The sequence below is a fragment of the Bacillus mycoides genome (assembly GCF_000832605.1).
In the GTDB taxonomy this organism is placed as follows: Bacteria; Bacillota; Bacilli; order Bacillales; family Bacillaceae_G; genus Bacillus_A; species Bacillus_A mycoides.
The window spans coordinates 4,921,244-4,940,072 of record NZ_CP009692.1; the positions used below are offsets into that span (position 1 = coordinate 4,921,244).

Consider the following 18,829-nt stretch of genomic DNA (forward strand, 5'->3'; position numbering starts at 1 on the left):
TCCCCCCTATGGTTACTCATGCCTCTGATGAAATTTGAAGCTTATAGCAATCTGGATCATAAAGAGTAATTACCACCCCATCCGCATGCTGTTCTTCCGCAAAAGATATTTTGTAAAACTGTAATTTTCTCTTTACTTTTTCCATATCAGAAATTGAAAAGGTTATTAATTCACACGAAGAATTAGCAACCTTCTCTCGCCCTCGTAAATTCCGATTTACTACAAAACAAATTCTCGTTAAACCAACGTCATACCAAACACCTGTTACATGTAGTTGAGGTCTCTCCTTGCTTGGTTTAAAGCCTAAAATCCCTTCATAAAAATACAATGTTTCCTTTAAATTTTTTGATTCTAATACGATACATGTTGTAATGCCTTCCATCCTCAACTCCCCCTGTCTCTATTAGTTTTTTATATGAGTCATAAATGACAATTATGTACGAATACAATACATAATAATGGATATTTCATTTATAAAGGAGGGTTGTAACATGGATAAATTCATGAAATCCTACATACCTTATCATGGTCCAAACGATCCTTGTCCTCCAATTGGAAAGAAATATTACTCAACTCCCCCGCACTTATATATGGGTTTTCAACCAACTAATTTACCCCAATTCACACCAAAAGAAGCTTTAAGAAAAGGGACTTTATGGCCTGCTTTTTATGATTATTATGAAAATCCTTACAAAAAAGGAAGGTGAATAAAAACGTGACACAAACATTGCCTGATGAATATTACAAATGGATTGAAGAACTGCAAGAATTAGACTTTGTATTAGTTGAACTTACTCTCTATTTAGATACGCATCCCGACGATACTGCAGCTATAAATCAATTCAACGATTTTTCTTATAAACGAAGAGTATTAAAACAAAAAATTGAAGAAAGATACGGACCACTTCAGCAGTTTGGAAACAGTTATTCTAACGCCCCATGGGAATGGAGCAAAGGACCGTGGCCATGGCAAATATAAAGGAGAGAAACTATGTGGATTTATGAAAAAAAATTACAATATCCTGTTAAAGTGAGTACTTGTAATCCAGCACTCGCAAAATTATTAGTTGAACAGTACGGTGGTGCGGACGGTGAATTAGCCGCTGCTCTTCGCTACTTAAATCAACGTTATACAATTCCTGATAAAGTCGTTGGCTTACTAACCGATATTGGTACAGAAGAGTTCGCACATTTAGAAATGATTGCTACAATGATTTATAAATTAACAAAAGATGCAACACCTGAACAAATGAAAGCTGCCGGATTAGACGCGCATTATGCGAATCATGATAGCGCCTTGTTTTACCATAATGCAGGTGGTGTTCCTTTTACTGCCACTTACATTCAAGCGAAAGGAGATCCTATCGCAGATTTATACGAGGATATTGCAGCTGAAGAAAAAGCACGAGCGACTTATCAATGGCTAATTGATTTATCAGACGATCCCGATATAAATGATAGCTTACGCTTTTTACGCGAACGAGAAATTGTCCATTCTCAACGTTTCCGAGAGGCTGTAGAAATTTTAAAAGAAGAACGTGATAGGCAAATTTATTTTTAATACACATATCCTAGCGATATGTGTTTTTTTACGTTATAAGTGAAATTCTTCCTGCATTAACATATAAATAGTATATTTATTCAATTTTACGCATTATTTTAAAATATTTTTAAAATTCCCTCTTGCTTTCTAGTCATCAGACCTTTAAAATAATAACAGTCAATCGACAAATTATTTGAATTTTCGACAAAAAAACGCTCATTAGGAGGCTTTTCTTTATATGCGTACAACTTTAAAACCAGCGCAAATACTTTCGATTAGTTTATTACTATTCGCAGTTTTCTTCGGTGCTGGTAATATGATTTTCCCGCCTCTTCTCGGTCTTTCTTCCGGAGAAAATATGTGGGTTTCCATTACAGGATTTATTATTACAGATGTCGGTTTATCTTTACTAGCTATCGTCGCTGTTGCCCTTGCTGGTGGTAGTTTTAATACTTTAGCGAGCCGTGTTCACCCAAAATTCGCAGCAGTATTCGCTATCATTATTTATCTTTCCATCGGCCCACTATTTGTTATTCCACGAACTGGAACTGTATCTTATGAAATTGGGATTGCACCACTTTTCCCAGATCAATGGTACTCTATGTTAGTTTTTAGTGCGATTTTCTTTATAGTCGTCTACTTCTTATCGTTAAATCCATCCAAATTAGTAGATCATATCGGAAAAATATTAACGCCAATTTTGCTTGGAATTATTGCAATTATGGCAACAAAAGCGATTCTTTCACCAGGATCATTTGCAGAACCTGTTGGTGACTATAAAGAAATTCCATTTTTCAAAGGATTTCTTGAAGGCTTTTTAACATTAGATGCAATCGGAGCACTCGTATTATCAACGATTGTTGTAAATGCAATTCGTCAAAACGGGATACAAGATAAGAAATCCATTGCGAAATATACAATTATTTGCGGAAGCATTGCGGCTCTTTTCTTAACAATTGTTTACTTCTTACTCGGTTATATTGGCGCTTCAAACGGAAATTTAGGACAATTCGAAAATGGCGGTCAGCTATTAGCAACTGTTATGTATCAATTCTTTGGGACAAGCGGTAATGTTTTATTAAGTATCGCAATTATCTTTGCTTGTTTAACGACTGCAATCGGTGTTGTAAGTGCATTCGCCAACTATTTCACAACAGTACTAACAAATGTTTCATATAAGAAGCTTGTACTATACGTTTGTATCTTTAGCTTCGTTATTTCAAACTTAGGATTAAGTTTATTAATCAAAATTACATTACCCGTATTAATCATTTTGTACCCAATTACAATCATTTTAATTTTCGTATCATTTATCGATAAATATACGAAACGTAAACCTTCTGTCTATATCGGAGCGATGATTGCAGCATTCATTATTAGCTGTATTCATGCACTTGATAATGTGGGAATGATTCCAAACTTTATCGCGAATATCGTACACACCATTCCTTTTTATAACTTAGGAATCGGCTGGATTGTTCCGGCAATAATTGGTGGTATAATCGGATACTTTATTCCGCAAACAGAAGCTGAAGGTGAAGTTTCTACAAAATAAAGAAAAGAAGCAAGCATTGATTATGCTTGCTTCTTCTTTATTTTCAAATCGTATGTTTAAAAGTAAATAATTCTTCTTTTGACTGCACAGCAGGTTGTTCCTTTTCTACATCTGTCTTCTTTATACTTTCATCATCGCTTCTTCTATGCTTTTTACAATCATATTTCCTGAAAAAATAGTAAGTCCGAAAAATGTAATTGGGACGAGAGGAATCCATGGATGCACTGTTAAAGATCTAAAGTATACTCCAATTAAACCTGACCATTCATGCGTGTAAGAGTCTATTTCTTCTACCGGTCCTAAAAACTTAACAGTTCCGCCAAAGAATACTTCCAGTAACCCTAAGTGGAGTAAAATAGTAAGAGTCTGCGTAAATTGCTGAAGAAATACAAGTATAAACGTCATATAGAGATGCGGAAAAAGATGCTTTATAACAATGTGTCTTCTTGATCCACCTAATATACACGCAGCCTCAATGAATTCTTCGGTTCTCAATTTACGAACTTCCTTCGCAACATACAGTGCAATAACTGGCATCACAAGCATTACAAGTAATACAACTTGAAACGAAGCCCTTTCAAAAAAAGTTGTTGTTTCCTCTCCACTTCCAAAGGTATTCACAGATTGGAGAAAGAAATACGCAATCATAACTGTTGGAATAACTGTAAAACTATCAAAAAAAGCCTCGATTTTTGAAAACCCTCTTTTTATGTACGTTCCGAGTACAACACCAAAAAATACACCTATTACCATTCTAAGTGCCGCAATTAAAATAGATATACCAATCGTCCACTTCGCGCCTTCAATGACTAAATGTAACAGATCATATCCTTTCCGGTCTGTCCCGAGTAAAAATTGTAATGAAGGTGAAAACGGTGGTACTTCTGGATTTCCAGCCGCGTCATATTGCAGTGTAACTTGTCTAATGTGCCCACCATTCCATATCGTATTTCCGATGCTCAAAAGAACTAATATGAGAAGAAACCCAATGCTTATCCAAAATCTTTTATCGCGTTTTATATACGTCCACATATTATAATCTCTCCTTCATCGCAGCTGGAATGAGATAATGAAACAATTTGAATAAAATAAAAATCGGAATATAAATAAGCAGTACACTAACGATGAAAACCTCAACCCTAATACCCTCATAAGATTTCAAAAACATAAAAATACCACCCGTATTAAAAATCCATTCTATAATATATAAATTGGATAACACAAAAAAGATATTCGTTTTCGCAAAGAAAAGTGTACTAAGTAACACATTTCGTAAAATATGACGATTTAAAATATGAAATCGATTCAGCCCTTTCGCCTTAGCAAATAGTACATAATCTTTTTCTAGCTCATTTTCAAAACGAAGCACTAACATTTTTACAAACATAATCGTAGTCGGTATAGTCAAACAAAATATTGGCAATCCTCTAATCGACTCGCCTCCGATTGACGCGATTTGAAAAGGTAAAAAACCTGTTTGTTTAAAAAACCATATAACTAAAATTTGTGAGCCTAAAATAAGAAGAATGTCTGGGATGGATTCTAGGAAGATGAGAAATGATTTAATTCGATGTTGTATACGCAGTGAACTACTCATAATCACATAAACAATACAAAATGCTACAAATAATGAAATAAAAAAAGCAGCTAAAAAAATAACAATCGTTTCTTTATAATGGATGAACAACTGCGGAAATAAAAATTTATCTCTCACATATTGCAAATTGGAGATATCCATTAAGTTCACAAACACTTCTTTTAAACTCTTTATGTACTTTGATGCATTCAGCTCAAACCCATAAAATAATTTCGGCAGTGCCCCTAAACAAATAATACCCAAAATCGAAATAATAAATTGAATCGTCACTTCCATCCCATTCAGAAAAACTTTTTTGACCACGTTTTCCCTTCTCTCTATATATAATTTACCCTCTAATTTTATTCTTAATTTTCTGAATTGTAAATATTTATAAAACGAAAAAATCACTAGGTTATGATCCTAGTGATTCTTTATGCGCATGCCCTTCTCTTTTCGCAAACGGCATATACAAAATAAAACATCCCATAAGCGCTGCAATTTCTAATGAAATAATATAGTAAGGATGCGGCCCTAACATATCGAGTAATGAAGCAGTTTCTGGCTTACGAGCTAAAAACATATAATTACCGCCTGTTTTGTAATTCACAAACGAAACAATTGGAATCAATATATTTAAAAATACCATCGTACGCTTAATAGATTGTAATGTCGGACGATATCCTTCCACCCATGTCATAAAGAGTGGTGCCCAAATGAGCAATATATGTGCGATAAAGAATTCTATAAAGCGAAAATGCGGAAAAGCATATTGCACGTTCGGTGTTAAAATGGCTTGCGATGCACCGATAATCCCTGTAAAAAACACAATCTCATATATTCGATAACTTTTCGTTACAATCATAATCGACGCTAACAACAAACTTATCGTACATAACTCAAATGGTAATGAAGTGCCTAGCTCAAAAATACCCACTTCCCATTCCCACATATGAAGTCCAATCTCACTTCCTATAAATAGAAATGCAATCGCATATCGAACCGTTATATTCCACTCACTTTGACGCAATAAATCTTGGTATTGATACAGAAAAAATATCCCCACCAACATAATAAATAATATAATGACATGTTGCCTCGAGTACGGAATAAATGGTTTTAATGGATGCGCACTAAAATAAGCTTCCATCTTCCTTCCTCCTCTCCTTCATACAATATTATTGTTAGAAAGAAACAACGAGTCAATTCATTTGCTTAAACTAGGACAACCTCTACCTTACATTTAGATATTCATACCTTACAAAACTGTAAGGTTATTGTAAGCTAAAACGATTTGTCAGATTCTTCACCTCTTTTATACTTAATGTAGATACTAAAACGAACGAAAAGGTGATAAATAGATGAAGAAGAAAAATAAAGTGTTAATTACTAGTGTAGTAGCGATCGGAATTGCAGCTGGATCATATTTTGCATTTGCTGGCGGTAGTTCAGAAGTAGCAATGGCATATAGCGGTTATAAAATTACGGAAAAACAAATTGAAAATGCACAAAAATTTGGCGGCGAAGTTATTCCAAATGGTATTGAAACAATTTCATTCGATCCAACAAAAGGTACGTATGAATTAGCTGTTAAAAAAGGTGATGAAGTGAAAAAAGGTCAGCTTCTATTCAAATATAATGACCCTACTGCTAAACAAGGTGTAACAGAAGCAGAAATGCAAAAGAAAATCGCACAAAAAGAAGTAACATTGTTCCAAAAACAAATTGATGCAGCGAAACAAAAATTACAAAAAGATAAAAATGCAGGCCTTCCCGCTGAAGCATTAAAAGCATCAGAAATTGAAGTTGGGCAATTAGAATCACAACTTGAAATGAAGAAGTTTGAAGTAGAAAAAGCTGATGAAATGATTAAAGTAGCAAAAGAGAAAGTAAACACACTTTCTGTAACGAGTCCAGCCGACGGTGTAATTGATGATATCGTAAAAACTGCTGATGAAAAAACAGGTATGAGTGGCATTACACTTCGTCACGCTGGTCAATTTAAAGTAAAAGGTCAACTTTCTGAATATGAACTTGCTAGTATGAAAGTTGGGCAAGAAGTAACTGTTTCATCAAAAACTGTCGCTGGTAAGACTTGGACAGGAAAAGTAACAGAAATCGGTTCTACACCATTAAAGAGCATGGACGAAAATAAAACTGTTTCTAATTATCAATTCACTGTCACATTAGATAATAGTGAAGAATTACAAAACGGCTTCCATGTTTACGTAACAAGTAAATCTGGCGAAGCAACTGGTACGATTGTTCCGAAAAGCAGCATTGTGAAAAAAGGTGAAAAAAATGTTGTCTTCGTTGTAAAAGACGGTAAAGCGAAAGAACAAGCAGTTACTGTTGAATTTGAGACAGATAGCGAAGCAAAAGTTTCTGGAGTGAAAAAAGGAGAGGAAATTATCTCTAAACCTGAAAAAGACTTAAAAGACGGTATGGAGGTTGTCACTCAATGATTAACTTAAAAGGCATCACGAAATCTTTCCAAAATGGTGCAGAGTCCGTTCAAATATTACACGGAATTGATGTAACACTAAACCAAGGAGAATTCACTTCTATTATGGGACCATCTGGTTCTGGTAAATCAACATTAATGAACATTATCGGTTGCTTAGATAAACCAACGACAGGTGCGTACGAACTAGCTGGTCAAAACATTTCAAACATGTCTGAAACAGAACTTGCACATGTTCGTAATAAAGAGATCGGATTCATATTCCAAAACTTTATGTTATTACCGAGACTTACAGCACTTCAAAATGTAGAACTACCTCTTATTTACGCTGGAGTCGATAAAAAAGAAAGACGTGAGCGCTCATTAGCAGCTTTAACAAAAGTCAGTTTAGCTGATCGTGCTACTCACTTACCAAATGAATTGTCAGGTGGACAAAAGCAGCGTGTCGCAGTCGCACGTGCAATCGTAAATAACCCGAAATTTCTCTTAGCAGATGAACCGACGGGTGCACTTGATACGAAAACAAGTACACAAATTATGGATCTCTTTTACGAATTAAACAAACAAGGCTCAACAATCATTATGATTACCCACGATCGTGAAATTGGGGAAGCGGCAGCACGTCAAATTGTAATTCGTGACGGAAATATCGTCCAAGATTGGAGAGGTTAATTTTGAACACGAGTGAAAATATACGCATGGCCCTTTCCTCTATCTTTGCTCATAAAATGCGTTCTATATTAACAATGCTAGGTATTATTATCGGTATTAGCGCCATTATTACTATCATTTCAATGGGTGATGGTACAAATGCAAAGTTTAAAAAAGAGTTAGGCCAAGGAAAAGATACTGAAGTAACGATTTACTACAACAACCCTGATTATGGAACTGATAGTGCCAAAATCACACCTGATATGCTAAAACGTCTTCAAACTGTACCAGGCGTTAAAGATGTTTATCCAGATGTAAGTATGAAAGTAAAAGCATCTTCTGGTTCAAAAGATGTCTCTCTTGATTTAAAAGGTGGAACAGGCGCCTTTATGACAGATTCGAAAATAAAATTAGTTCACGGTCGTGAATTAAACGACAGCGAATTAAACCAAGCAATTCCTGCTGTTATATTAAATGAAGAAGCTTTCAACAAATTATTTAGTGGTTGGGAATCAAATTTATACACAGATGTAAAAGGAAAGCCGTATAAAATAGTCGGTGTATACGAAACGAAAAACGAATTTGGAATGGCTATGCCTGAAGGTTATACATCTCTTGAAAACGCGCCTGTCATTTCAGGAGTAAATGAGTATGACTCTGTAAAATTAACAATGACCTCTCCAACAGAACGTAAAAGTGTAGAAAAACAAGCTGTTTCTGTTTTAAACGACATGAAAGCTCCTAAATTCGAGCACAAATTCGAAGCACAGGACTTAGGTGAATTTACGAAGCAATTAGACGAATCCATCGGTATGATGAAAATGGTATTCGGTGGCATTGCCGCTATCTCCTTACTTGTTGGTGGTATCGGTGTAATGAACATCATGCTTGTATCTGTAACAGAACGTACACGTGAGATCGGTATTCGTAAAGCACTTGGTGCAACGCGCGGTAAAGTATTAACACAATTCTTAATTGAATCTTGTATTTTAACAGGACTCGGTGGTTTCATCGGATTCATGCTTGGTATTTTCTTCGCTTGGATCGTCTCAATCTTTGCCGGATGGCCACTCGTTATCTCAAAAGAACTTGGACTTCTTTCAGTAGGTATCTCAATGCTAATCGGTATTGCATTCGGTTTACTACCAGCAAACAAAGCTGCTAAACTTGATCCAATTGAATGTTTACGATATGAGTAAATAAAAAAACGTAGGAGTTTACACTCCTACGTTTTTTATTTTGTTGAAGGCAAATGTAATTTCATCGACGTTTTGACAAAAATAAGAACCTCTAACTTCTATTATATAAAGTGAAACTATAATCAGTGGGGGTTTTGTTCATCCCCCACTGATTATTAGCCTTCACCAATCGGGCTTTTACGGGCAGTTAATCTCCCACCTAACTTCTTTGCTTCAGCCGAATTTTGAGGTGAGGGTTTTACTGCCCGCCAATAGCGGGATAATTCTACTGCAACTCGCGAACCAACTCATAACGATATCATCCCTTTAAATCATGTTTCTTCTATTATATATGTTTCATGTTGCGATTATCTTTTTATCCTTGCAACTTTCATTTCGCATTACCACTATCCTACAATCCTATTATTGCAAAAATAATATGTAAAAGAACAAATTCAAGGCGTAATTTTTTCCATACTACAACTTATTTTGTAACAATTATATCTCTATTTCATTAAAATCCCCCCTATATATACGACTTCACACACAAGAAGATTATATTTTCATAACTACATTACGATTCAAATAGTTAAATACCCCTTTTTTGTAACGTTACAGAAACATTCAAGTAACACTACTGATACATTATTAATCTATTAGTAATTAAAAAAGTGTTGATTTTATGAATCGTATGTTCTAATCCCCTCAAAAACGCAAAGAAAACGCTATCAGGATATTAATGGAATTATTACAGAATATTAATGCCTCGTTACGAATGCTTTGTAGTTTTGTGTTTTCCGCAAATAAGAAAATAATGGTTGCTATAATGAGGTCAACGAAAACAAATGCAATGGAGGCTATTATGAAAAAATTTATGGGTATAGCAACAGCAGCGGTTTTTGGTCTTGGGATTTTCACAACATCTGCTAAAGCAGAAACAATCGTAACGACTGATGTACTAAATGTACGAGAAAACCCAACTACTGAATCACAAGTTGTCGGAAAGTTATTAGATGGATATAAAGTTAACGTTTTACATACAGAAAACGGATGGTCAAAAGTTAAATTAAATAGTGGTAAAGAGGCTTTCATAAGCGCTGACTACACAAAAGATACTTACTACGTAACAGCAAACGTATTAAACGTACGTGCTGGAGCAAATACAGATTCAGCGATTCTTGGTAAATTGAAAAAAGATGATGTAATCGAAACAACACACCAAGTACAAAATGATTGGATCCAATTTGAATATAACGGCCAAACAGCTTATGTACACATTCCTTACTTAACAGGAAAAGCACCAGTTAAAGTTCAGCCAGTAGTTAAAGCTGAAAAAGTAACTAACGTTCAAGATACAGCTAAAGTTCGTGAAGCAGTTAAAGCCGGGGAAGTAGCTGAAACTCAAGCAAAAGCTAAGGCTCAAGAAGCAACTAAAGCTCGTGAAGCAGCTGAAACTCAAGCAGAAGCTAAGGCTCAAGAAGCGGCTAAAGCTCGTGAAGCAGCTAAAGCTCAAGAAGCAACTGAAGCAGCTAAAGCTCAAGCAGAAGCTAAAGCTCAAGAAGCAGCTAAAGCTCGTGAAGCAGCTAAAGCTCAGGCAGAAGCTGAAGCTCAAGCAGAAGCTAAGGCTCAAGAGGCAGCTAAAGCTCGTGAAGCGGCTAAAGCTCAAGAAGCAGCTAAGGCTCGTGAAGCGGCTAAAGCCGAGGAAGCAGCTGAAGCTCGTGAAGCGGCTAAAGCCGGGGAGGCAGCTGAAGCTCGTGAAGCAGCTAAGGCTCAAGAGGCAGCTAAAGCTCGTGAAGCGGCTAAAGCTCAAAAACCAGCTACACAACAACCTGTTGCAAAAGAAACTGAAACAAGTGCACCATCTTCTTCTCGTGAATTAAGAGTTCAAGCAACAGCTTACACAGCGGATCCACTTGAAAATGGTTACAAAGCAGGAGACCAAGTAAAATCAGCTATGGGTCATAACTTAACAGCTAATCCAAACATGAAACTAATTGCAGTTGATCCAAGTGTCATTCCATTAGGTTCAAAAGTATGGGTTGAAGGTTACGGAGTAGCAATCGCTGGTGATACTGGTGGAGCTATTAAAGGAAATAAAATCGATGTTTTAATGCCAGATAAAGGTACATCAAGTAACTGGGGACGTAAAACAGTTACAGTGAAAATTTTAAACTAATTATTAAAAAAAGAGTTAGTCTCATTATTGAGGCTAACTCTTTTTTTATGATTCTTACACTCTTTCTTTCTCTTGAAGGTAACTAATATTATCCCGAATCCATTTTCTCTCTGACAAAAACAAGTTTCCTCGTTTTTTATATACTTTATCAAACGTCTTTAAAACTTCTTCATGAGTAGCAAACTTATGTAAGAAACGAAGAGCAATGACGATCTCTGATTCATCAGTAGGCTCTACTTCATTTTTACGTCTTCTAGAAACAACTTTAGTTACACGTTCGCTAATTGGTTGAATCGCCATTTCATCTCCATATGCATAAATAGCTCGAACAGCTTCGTATTTCACCATAACATTTCTATCCTTTAAAGCTTCAATATAAACTATTTGTAAGTCCGCTCCCCCTATTTTCGCTAAAACCTCAATAACAGTTGAACGAACATAAGCACTATCGCAATGTAAAAGCTTTGTTAAAGGTAAGATTGATCGCTTTGTTCCAATCTCATATAAAGTGGCACATATATTTACAATATCATCTCGATTCTCTTCCACTGTAAGTAACTTCAATAAAGCATCTTCTGCTTCCAACGATTTACACAACTTTAAAGCGATGACAGCAGAATAACGAACTCCACTATTTTTATGATATATGTAAGGAATAATTTTATGTGCATTGCTTGCTTCAGATAATTTACTTAAATCTATGAGCATGCTATCTAACACCATCCTGCTTTCTTCACTTTCTAACCGATCTATCAAATAATCTGCAATATACATCTCTTTAGTATTTATTGCAAGTCGTGTAATTAAAAAATAAAGATTTGTTTTTATATATACTTTTCGTGCTTCCATTACTTTCTCTTGGAAACAAAAAAAAAGCGATACATCATTTAACTGCCTCGCTTCTTCATACGCACATTGTCGAATACCTGCTTCTTCATCCGCCATCCGCCTTAATAAATCATCTATATACTCTTCCATCTCCTTCTCCCCCGTCCAAGTTAAATCTATCCCTTTGAATTCTATATACGATAGACTACTATTTCAACAGAAAAAAGAGGATGCTATAGCATCCTCTCTTACCTTCCCTATTCCACACAAGTAAACTGTGTCCAAGCTCCTACATAATCTAGTAAGAATAACTCTTCTTCTGCAATTGTACCGACAATATTTTTCCGTTCATCTATTGGCATTTCTTTCAGAATGATTTGTAGTTCACCTTTATACTTTCCAAATAGGTTATTACCAATTACAACTTGCCCTCTTTCCTGTCGTACACTTTCGCGCACTGGGAAGTCATAGTCTTTGTACTTTTTACGTACTTCTGTAGAACGTACCATATACTCTGTTATGTCACCGCGTCTTACGTGTAATTCTTGCAGTGTCGCTCTCTTCTCTACTTCAGTCGCTTCGTCTACAAATTGTACCTTTAGCTGTAACATGTAACGATTTAAGTTTCCTAGTTTCTCTAACTCTTCTTCATTCGCATAAGCATTTCCGATAATAACATCATCAATAAGCCCTGTTGCCCATAAATGTTTCGCTTGTACTTCAATTGGTAAGTTACGATGTTGTTCTAACGTACATAATCCATCATTAATATCCCATGGACCGATGTCAGCTGCATGCGATGTAATAAAGGCTGCACTGCGAATACCATGCTTTTTGAAGCGTTCACTACAGCGAATGAAATAATCATACGGAAGACCAGTGAATTTTTGCGGATAAAAATTGTGACAACCAATTAAAGCTGATTTATTCGCTTGATGCGAAAGGATATTTTCTAAATAGGCAATATCATTACTTACATTCAGCTCAATTTTTAAGCCATATGGATTATTCGTCATTTTCGCTTCTGTTAACCCGTCAAACCCTACATCTAAACGAATTCCATCTGCACCTAACTCTGCAAAGAATGATAGATCACTATAACTAATACCAAGTTGATCGAATACAGCCGGAGCTACATCTAAAATAACTTCCATATTATACTCTTTTGCATGCCCAATAATTTCTTTAAATTCAGCTACAATTTCCTCTTTTGGACGATTAACAGACAGTAAACAAGTGAATATTCTTGAAAAACCGTGGCGTGCCGCTGTCGAAATGTATGCCATATCTTGTTCTTTCGTTGAATGCTCTGGATAAAGTGAAATTCCTAATTTACGCTCCATGCTTTTGCATCTCCTTCACACGTTGTATTAATGCCATGCTCGTAAATCTATATTTTGCAGATAAACATGTTGCACATAAAATCGTTGGTACGATGATAAAGTACGGTGATTCTAAACTAAATGCCACATAAGCCCCCATTGAACATCCAATAAATAATATCGACACAAGTAGTAAAACTAATAGCGATTTACTTTGTACCCACTTTGAATAATGTGCAATACACTGCCCCGCCACGAATGTAATTAAGATGATAATTGCTCCGAGCATTCTGTTTTCTCCTCTCCTGCTAATTGTTGCTTCTCATACATTTTGAAGAATGGATAGTAAATAACGAATGAGATAACAAAGTTAACAAGTACAAGTACACCAGCCATAATTGTCCGGTCCGTACTAATAATCGCTGCAATTGGCGCTAACATCGTAAATGGCAGCTTCGCCATCATGAGCGGAATCATACCTGAAACAACTGCGAAATATGATACCGTCGTTGTAACTAACGGTGTAATAACGAACGGAATAATTAAGATTGGATTCATTACAATTGGTGCCCCGAAAATAATTGGCTCGTTAATATTGAATAAACCTGGTACGAATGATAATCTACCTAACTCTTTTAAGAACTTAGATTTAGAGAACATAAACATAATTACTAAAGCTAACGTTGAGCCTGATCCACCAATCCATACGAACCATTGAATAAATTGCTCTGTAAATAAGTTTGGTAACTGATGTGCATTTCCTGTAGCCGTGAATACTTCCATATTTTCAAGAATTGCTGAATCCCACATCGGACGGATGATTGGTCCTAAAATCGCTGGGCCATGTATACCGAACGACCAGAAGAACACGATTAAGAATACTGTTAATAAACCGCCGAATAAATTATTTCCTACTAATACTGATTTTAATGGTGCGATTAAATATGTGATTGTTGTGTTTACATCAAATTTCAAACCGTAACGAATACCCCAGAATAAAAGAATAACTACTAAAGTTGGAATTAATGCTGCAAACGAGTTTGCAACTGCTGGTGGTACACTATCTGGTAATTTAATCGAAATATTATGCTTAATCATAAAGTGATAAATTTCTACTGCAATTAATGCTGTCACAATAGCTCCAAATAAAGACGTAGCACTTAATGTCCCTACTGAAATATATCTTCCTGCATCAATAACACCTGGTACAGCTTTTGTTATTTGAATTGGTTCAACTGATGCTAGTAAAAAGGCGAGTACAGATAATAATCCTGCACTTAATTGATTGAGCTGATAAAAGTTCGCGAGTGAGGCCCCTACCCCAAATGCTGCGTATAAAGCCATTAAGCCTACTGTAAATCGGAATGGAATATCTAAAATATGACGAAACGGTGCAATCCACTCCATATATGCATCAATTGGTAAGTTTAAAAAGATAACGAAAAATGACCCGACAATCGTTAACGGTAATGTAGAAATAACTCCATTTCGAATTGCTAATAAATGTCGTTGCCCCGCAATCTTTTGCGTTGTTGGCATAATCTTCTGTTCCATAAAACTCATAAAACCATTCATCGATAACCCTCCCTATGTTCAATCTGACAAAAGTAAAAGTTATAACATTATAATGTTTATATTTAAAAAAATATAATTACGCTAAAACTAATTGTTCAGCTTGCTTAAGTACTTTCAAACCATCACACATACCATAATCTCGCTGCTCTATAATTGCAACTGGTATATCGTATGACTTTGCAAGAAACTCTACCGCTGGAAACAAATACTTCACCTGTGGTCCAATTAAAACAACATCAGTATTTTTTATTTCCAGTTTCACAAGTTCCGAATCAACTGCTTTAATTTTATAATCCTTCCCTTGTTTCTTTGCCTCTTCTTGCATTTTTCTTACAACCATACTCGTTGACATGCCTGCTGCACAACATAATAAAATATACATATTATACTGTCACTTTCTCTTCCACTCGTTTATGAAGAGTAATAAATTCCTCAGCAAGTTCTTTCACTGTAATGGCATTCATTAAATGATCTTGTGCATGCACTAATAATAAACTTATTTCTGCATGATTGCCTCTTGCTTCCTCTTGAATTAAATCGGTTTGAATACGATGAGCGGATGATATTTCCTCACTAGCAAGTTCCATCTTTTCACTCGCATTCTGGAAATCTCCTTGTCTTGCAAAAGCAATTGCTTCAAGTGCCGCGCTTCTCGCGTTACCACCATGTAAAATTAACGCAAATGGAGTTTGCATATCAGTCATTTTAAATTCCTCCAAGCTATGTTTTTTCTATATTTTCATCTTATTATGAAAACGCATACAATTAAACATAAAAAACTTCCGTTATGTAACGGAAGTTTTAATATACTTTTTCATAATGATAGTAAGATTTCTTGAAAATCATCAACAGCTTGAGCCTGATGCAATTTTTCTATTATAGTTTGATTAGACATAATATCATATAAAAAATCATAAAGCTTTTGTAAATCTTCATTATTATTGCGCTTCACACTAAATAAAATAATAACTTGTACTTTTTTATCTCCCCAGTCAATCGCCTTATCGAGTGTACAAAACATCAAAAATGTCGTATCGCTTAATAATTGCATCGGATGCGGAATTGCCACTAAGTTTCCAACCGCTGTAGGAGATGTGTTCTCTCTCTCCATAACAGAAGCATAAAAGTTTGCGGGTACATAGTTTTTCTCAGCAGCTTTCTCACATAAAAACTGAATAACCTCTTCTTTCGTAGAAGCACTACGATTTAAGAAGATCAAATCTTCCTTAATATATTGCTGCATACTATCATTCACATGTGTAAATAACTGCTTACCAATTGATTTAATCTCTTTATCATCAAATATTGAGTTTACCTTTATAACCGGAACAGGCAAACCACTCGGTATATGAATCGTACTAATAATACAATCTATTTTATCTTTATAAAGATCTTCCACTTTCAATTGATAGTACCCTGTAATACCTACAATCTCTAGTTTATCTCGGAAATGTGATAGAATTTTATATTTCAGTAGTTGTGCACTCCCTTGACCAGTTGCACAAACTAATAAACATCTTTTCTTTTGATTATTTTCCTGCAAGCGGCTCATCGCCCCACCAAAGTGAATGGCAATATAACCAATCTCACTCTCTGGAATGGATTCACCCGTATATTCACCAATTATATCTCCAACGAGAACTGCAATTTCAAAAGCATATGGATAATTTTTTTCACTTCTGCCAAAAGAGGATTCCTCGTATTTAACTTATATCTCAAACGATTTAATAACGTTTTTAAATGAACACCAAAACCAAATAACAATTCTTCATCGTAATAAAAAGTAAGATTCCGTTCTTCCGCTACTTTGAAAAGAATATGCTGCATGAATGCATATACGTCTTTCCCTAATAGCTCTTCTACATTTTCATAGCGATCTCTCGCTGTAACAGCAGTACTTAATAAATGCATCGTCACATATAAAATTTCTTCTTCTGGAAATTGAAGCTTTAGCTCTGCCCCTAAATTCCCTAAAATCTGTTTCGCAATTTTATATTCTTTCTTTATTATAAGTTCAGATTCCTCTACATGCAGTGCTTGAATGTAATGATCATCCCTGCATCTCTTTAAAGCAATCGCAATATGAATTGATAAATTATCAATTTCTATATCTGATAAATATATCGTTCCTCCCTCGATATACTTTAGTATAACTGAGCGGATGAGAGAAATATGGGGTAACGATAAATATGTGTCCGTCTGCTCATAGTTCTCATGAAACGGAGTATGTTCATACCGCGGTAAACCATATTGTGATAAACAAGAACGAATATTAAATTCTTCTCCTACAATACGTATACCATAATATGGTCTTTTTTCAATTTGTAACTCATAGCGACTACAAATATCCGTAACATCTTTCATAATTAAGTTTACAGTAGATTTACTCACATAAATCTCTTCCGCTAGCTGTGAAAGCTTCACATACCCATCTGTCGTTAAAATACGGTGTAAAATATAAGCTACTCTTTCTTCATAAGAAGTTGGAATCTTTTCTGTCTGTTTTTGAAATACATTTACGCAAAAATCTTCAAACTTCTTAGTTTGTATAATTTCTAGTTCGTACCCATTCCCTCTTTGTGATTCAATTTTCGCTCCGTGTTCTTCCAATATATCATTTAATAATTTTATATCCTTTTGAATCGTCTTCGTTGATACGTGTAAACGGCTCGCTAAAAAAGCTCGATTTAACATCGATTTCTCTTCTAAAAACTCCTCTAAAATGGAAATTAATCGCTGATGCACTTTTGTCATAGCTCTTCCTCTCGCTCTTTATATAAAAGGGAAAAAGCCACTGAAATCAGTAGTTTTTTCCCTTTTATCCCGCGTTCATTATTTCTTTAGCGTAAATCCAAACTTATCCCAAGCTTGTAAATAATCTAATAAGAAGATTTCTTCCTCTATAATTCGGCCAACTACATTTGTTTTTCCTGTATTCACCATATCTTTTAAAGCAATTTGCAATTCACCTTTATATTGGCCATATTGCTCATTATCAATTAAAAGATCGCCACGCTTAATTTCACGCGTATTATGCGGTTTAAACTCTTCTTTTTTATATTTCACACGACTTTGTGTAGAACGAATCATATATTCAGATACATCCCCGCGATAAAAATGAGGTTCTTCTAATACGATAATTCTTTCTAAATCTGTTGTTGTATCGTATAGTTCTATATCAAATGTTTGTTTCTCTTTATTTAACGCACCTAGTGCTTGTAATTCTTCTTCTGAAGCATAAGCATTCGCAATAATAACATCATCAATTAATTCTGTTGCAAACAAATGCTTCGCCTGTGTTGTCATCGGTAATTCGCGATGCTGCTCTAACGTACATAACCCTTCTGTTACTGGCCAAGGTCCATATGTTGCATCGAATGATGAAATAAAAGCAGCTGTTCTCATACCGTAATCTTTAAATTGTTTCGAGCATTTAATAAAATGATCGTATGATAATCCTGAATAACGATGCGGATAGAAATTATGACAGCCAATTAAATTTTCACGATTTGGTCTATGACTCATAATGTTATCTACATACTTCGTACCGTTACTCATATTAATCTCAATTTTTAAACCGTATGGATTGTACGTCATAATCGATTCTTCTAATCCTGAGAAACCAACATCTAAACGAATACCGTAAGCACCTAGTTCATGGAAAAACGATAAATCATTATAAGAAATACCTAGTTGCTCAAAAACAGACGGACTAATATCAACCAATACTTGGAATCCTAATGCATTCGCATGAGAAATTATTTCTTTAAACTCTTCTACAATTTTCTCTTTTTCGCCATCTACAGATAATAAACATGTGAATACACGTGTAAATCCGTATTTACTTGCTAATGTTAAATACTCCTTATCTTCCTCTACTGTCGAATGTTCTGGATAAATAGAAATACCTAATCGTCTCATATGTACACGCCTCTTTCTTCATCATATTGTAAACCCTTTC

18 protein-coding genes and 2 pseudogenes are annotated in these 18,829 nt (G+C 35.2%); 8 read left to right on the forward strand and 12 right to left on the reverse strand.

The features are described 5' to 3' along the window. Positions 1 to 16: 16 nt before the first annotated feature. Positions 17 to 382 carry a VOC family protein gene (locus tag BG05_RS27035; protein WP_000398543.1) on the reverse strand — a complete coding sequence of 122 codons (366 nt, stop codon included), beginning with the start codon at positions 380 to 382 and terminating at the stop codon, positions 17 to 19. Between the two features lie 109 nt (positions 383 to 491). Here BG05_RS27035 and BG05_RS27040 point away from each other — a divergent pair, with 109 nt between their 5' ends. The 4 genes from BG05_RS27040 (at position 492) to brnQ2 (ending at position 3,098) form a co-directional block, all read left to right on the forward strand. Further along, a complete protein-coding gene (locus BG05_RS27040) occupies positions 492 to 707 on the forward strand; it encodes a spore coat associated protein CotJA (RefSeq protein ID WP_000357172.1) in 216 nt (71 codons plus the stop codon). Between the two features lie 8 nt (positions 708 to 715). Continuing rightward, positions 716 to 979, forward strand: a complete 264-nt coding sequence (locus BG05_RS27045) for a spore coat protein CotJB (RefSeq protein WP_000194952.1) — start codon at positions 716 to 718, stop codon at positions 977 to 979. Positions 980 to 991: 12 nt separating this feature from the next. Next, the gene (cotJC, locus tag BG05_RS27050; RefSeq protein WP_002010774.1) at positions 992 to 1,561 is read left to right on the forward strand and encodes a spore coat protein CotJC; all 570 of its coding nucleotides are present in this window, start codon (positions 992 to 994) and stop codon (positions 1,559 to 1,561) included. Between the two features lie 220 nt (positions 1,562 to 1,781). Next, entirely contained in the window at positions 1,782 to 3,098 is a 1,317-nt protein-coding gene (gene brnQ2, locus BG05_RS27055) for a branched-chain amino acid transport system II carrier protein BrnQ2 (protein ID WP_002186678.1), read from the forward strand. A gap of 43 nt (positions 3,099 to 3,141) precedes the next feature. Here brnQ2 and BG05_RS27060 read toward each other — a convergent pair. The 3 genes and pseudogenes from BG05_RS27060 to BG05_RS27070 all read right to left on the reverse strand — a co-directional run bounded on the left by BG05_RS27060 (position 3,142) and on the right by BG05_RS27070 (position 5,824). Next, positions 3,142 to 4,130, reverse strand: a pseudogene (locus BG05_RS27060) (ABC transporter permease). 1 nt (position 4,131) lies between these two features. Next, the gene (locus BG05_RS27065) at positions 4,132 to 4,998 is read right to left on the reverse strand and encodes an ABC transporter permease subunit (protein WP_002186680.1); all 867 of its coding nucleotides are present in this window, start codon (positions 4,996 to 4,998) and stop codon (positions 4,132 to 4,134) included. A gap of 91 nt (positions 4,999 to 5,089) precedes the next feature. Then, positions 5,090 to 5,824 carry a YwaF family protein gene (locus tag BG05_RS27070; RefSeq protein WP_002186681.1) on the reverse strand — a complete coding sequence of 245 codons (735 nt, stop codon included), beginning with the start codon at positions 5,822 to 5,824 and terminating at the stop codon, positions 5,090 to 5,092. A 211-nt stretch (positions 5,825 to 6,035) separates the two neighbouring features. Between BG05_RS27070 and BG05_RS27075 the strand changes: the two genes are divergently transcribed. From BG05_RS27075 to entC, 4 genes are all read left to right on the forward strand, one after another. After that, complete coding sequence (locus tag BG05_RS27075) at positions 6,036 to 7,139, forward strand: efflux RND transporter periplasmic adaptor subunit (RefSeq protein WP_003187495.1); 1,104 nt, start codon at positions 6,036 to 6,038, stop codon at positions 7,137 to 7,139. Then, the gene (locus BG05_RS27080; protein ID WP_002087431.1) at positions 7,136 to 7,810 is read left to right on the forward strand and encodes an ABC transporter ATP-binding protein; all 675 of its coding nucleotides are present in this window, start codon (positions 7,136 to 7,138) and stop codon (positions 7,808 to 7,810) included. Before BG05_RS27075 ends, BG05_RS27080 begins: the two co-directional genes overlap by 4 nt. A gap of 26 nt (positions 7,811 to 7,836) precedes the next feature. Next, positions 7,837 to 8,988 carry an ABC transporter permease gene (locus BG05_RS27085; protein ID WP_002029935.1) on the forward strand — a complete coding sequence of 384 codons (1,152 nt, stop codon included), beginning with the start codon at positions 7,837 to 7,839 and terminating at the stop codon, positions 8,986 to 8,988. Positions 8,989 to 9,706: 718 nt separating this feature from the next. After that, entirely contained in the window at positions 9,707 to 11,143 is a 1,437-nt protein-coding gene (gene entC, locus BG05_RS27090; protein ID WP_033729754.1) for a cell wall-binding protein EntC, read from the forward strand. Between the two features lie 54 nt (positions 11,144 to 11,197). On the opposite strand, the gene BG05_RS27095 is transcribed toward entC, so the two are convergent. From BG05_RS27095 to BG05_RS27130, 8 genes and pseudogenes are all read right to left on the reverse strand, one after another. Continuing rightward, positions 11,198 to 12,121, reverse strand: a complete 924-nt coding sequence (locus BG05_RS27095) for a HEAT repeat domain-containing protein (protein WP_002186685.1) — start codon at positions 12,119 to 12,121, stop codon at positions 11,198 to 11,200. Between the two features lie 107 nt (positions 12,122 to 12,228). After that, positions 12,229 to 13,314, reverse strand: coding sequence for a DUF871 domain-containing protein (locus tag BG05_RS27100; RefSeq protein ID WP_002125417.1), 1,086 nt, complete (start codon positions 13,312 to 13,314; stop codon positions 12,229 to 12,231). After that, the gene (locus BG05_RS27105; protein WP_002087437.1) at positions 13,304 to 13,582 is read right to left on the reverse strand and encodes a hypothetical protein; all 279 of its coding nucleotides are present in this window, start codon (positions 13,580 to 13,582) and stop codon (positions 13,304 to 13,306) included. The genes BG05_RS27100 and BG05_RS27105 overlap by 11 nt, the downstream gene beginning before the upstream one ends. Beyond that, positions 13,558 to 14,868 carry a PTS sugar transporter subunit IIC gene (locus BG05_RS27110; protein ID WP_003187484.1) on the reverse strand — a complete coding sequence of 437 codons (1,311 nt, stop codon included), beginning with the start codon at positions 14,866 to 14,868 and terminating at the stop codon, positions 13,558 to 13,560. The genes BG05_RS27105 and BG05_RS27110 overlap by 25 nt, the downstream gene beginning before the upstream one ends. A gap of 76 nt (positions 14,869 to 14,944) precedes the next feature. Beyond that, a complete protein-coding gene (locus BG05_RS27115; RefSeq protein ID WP_003187483.1) occupies positions 14,945 to 15,250 on the reverse strand; it encodes a PTS sugar transporter subunit IIB in 306 nt (101 codons plus the stop codon). 1 nt (position 15,251) lies between these two features. Next, on the reverse strand, positions 15,252 to 15,572 hold the full coding sequence (locus tag BG05_RS27120; protein WP_002125414.1) for a PTS lactose/cellobiose transporter subunit IIA: 321 nt from the start codon (positions 15,570 to 15,572) through the stop codon (positions 15,252 to 15,254). Between the two features lie 110 nt (positions 15,573 to 15,682). Continuing rightward, positions 15,683 to 17,622: pseudogene (locus BG05_RS27125) on the reverse strand (BglG family transcription antiterminator). A gap of 78 nt (positions 17,623 to 17,700) precedes the next feature. Further along, the gene (locus BG05_RS27130) at positions 17,701 to 18,789 is read right to left on the reverse strand and encodes a DUF871 domain-containing protein (protein ID WP_002169106.1); all 1,089 of its coding nucleotides are present in this window, start codon (positions 18,787 to 18,789) and stop codon (positions 17,701 to 17,703) included. Between the last annotated feature and the right edge of the window lie 40 nt (positions 18,790 to 18,829).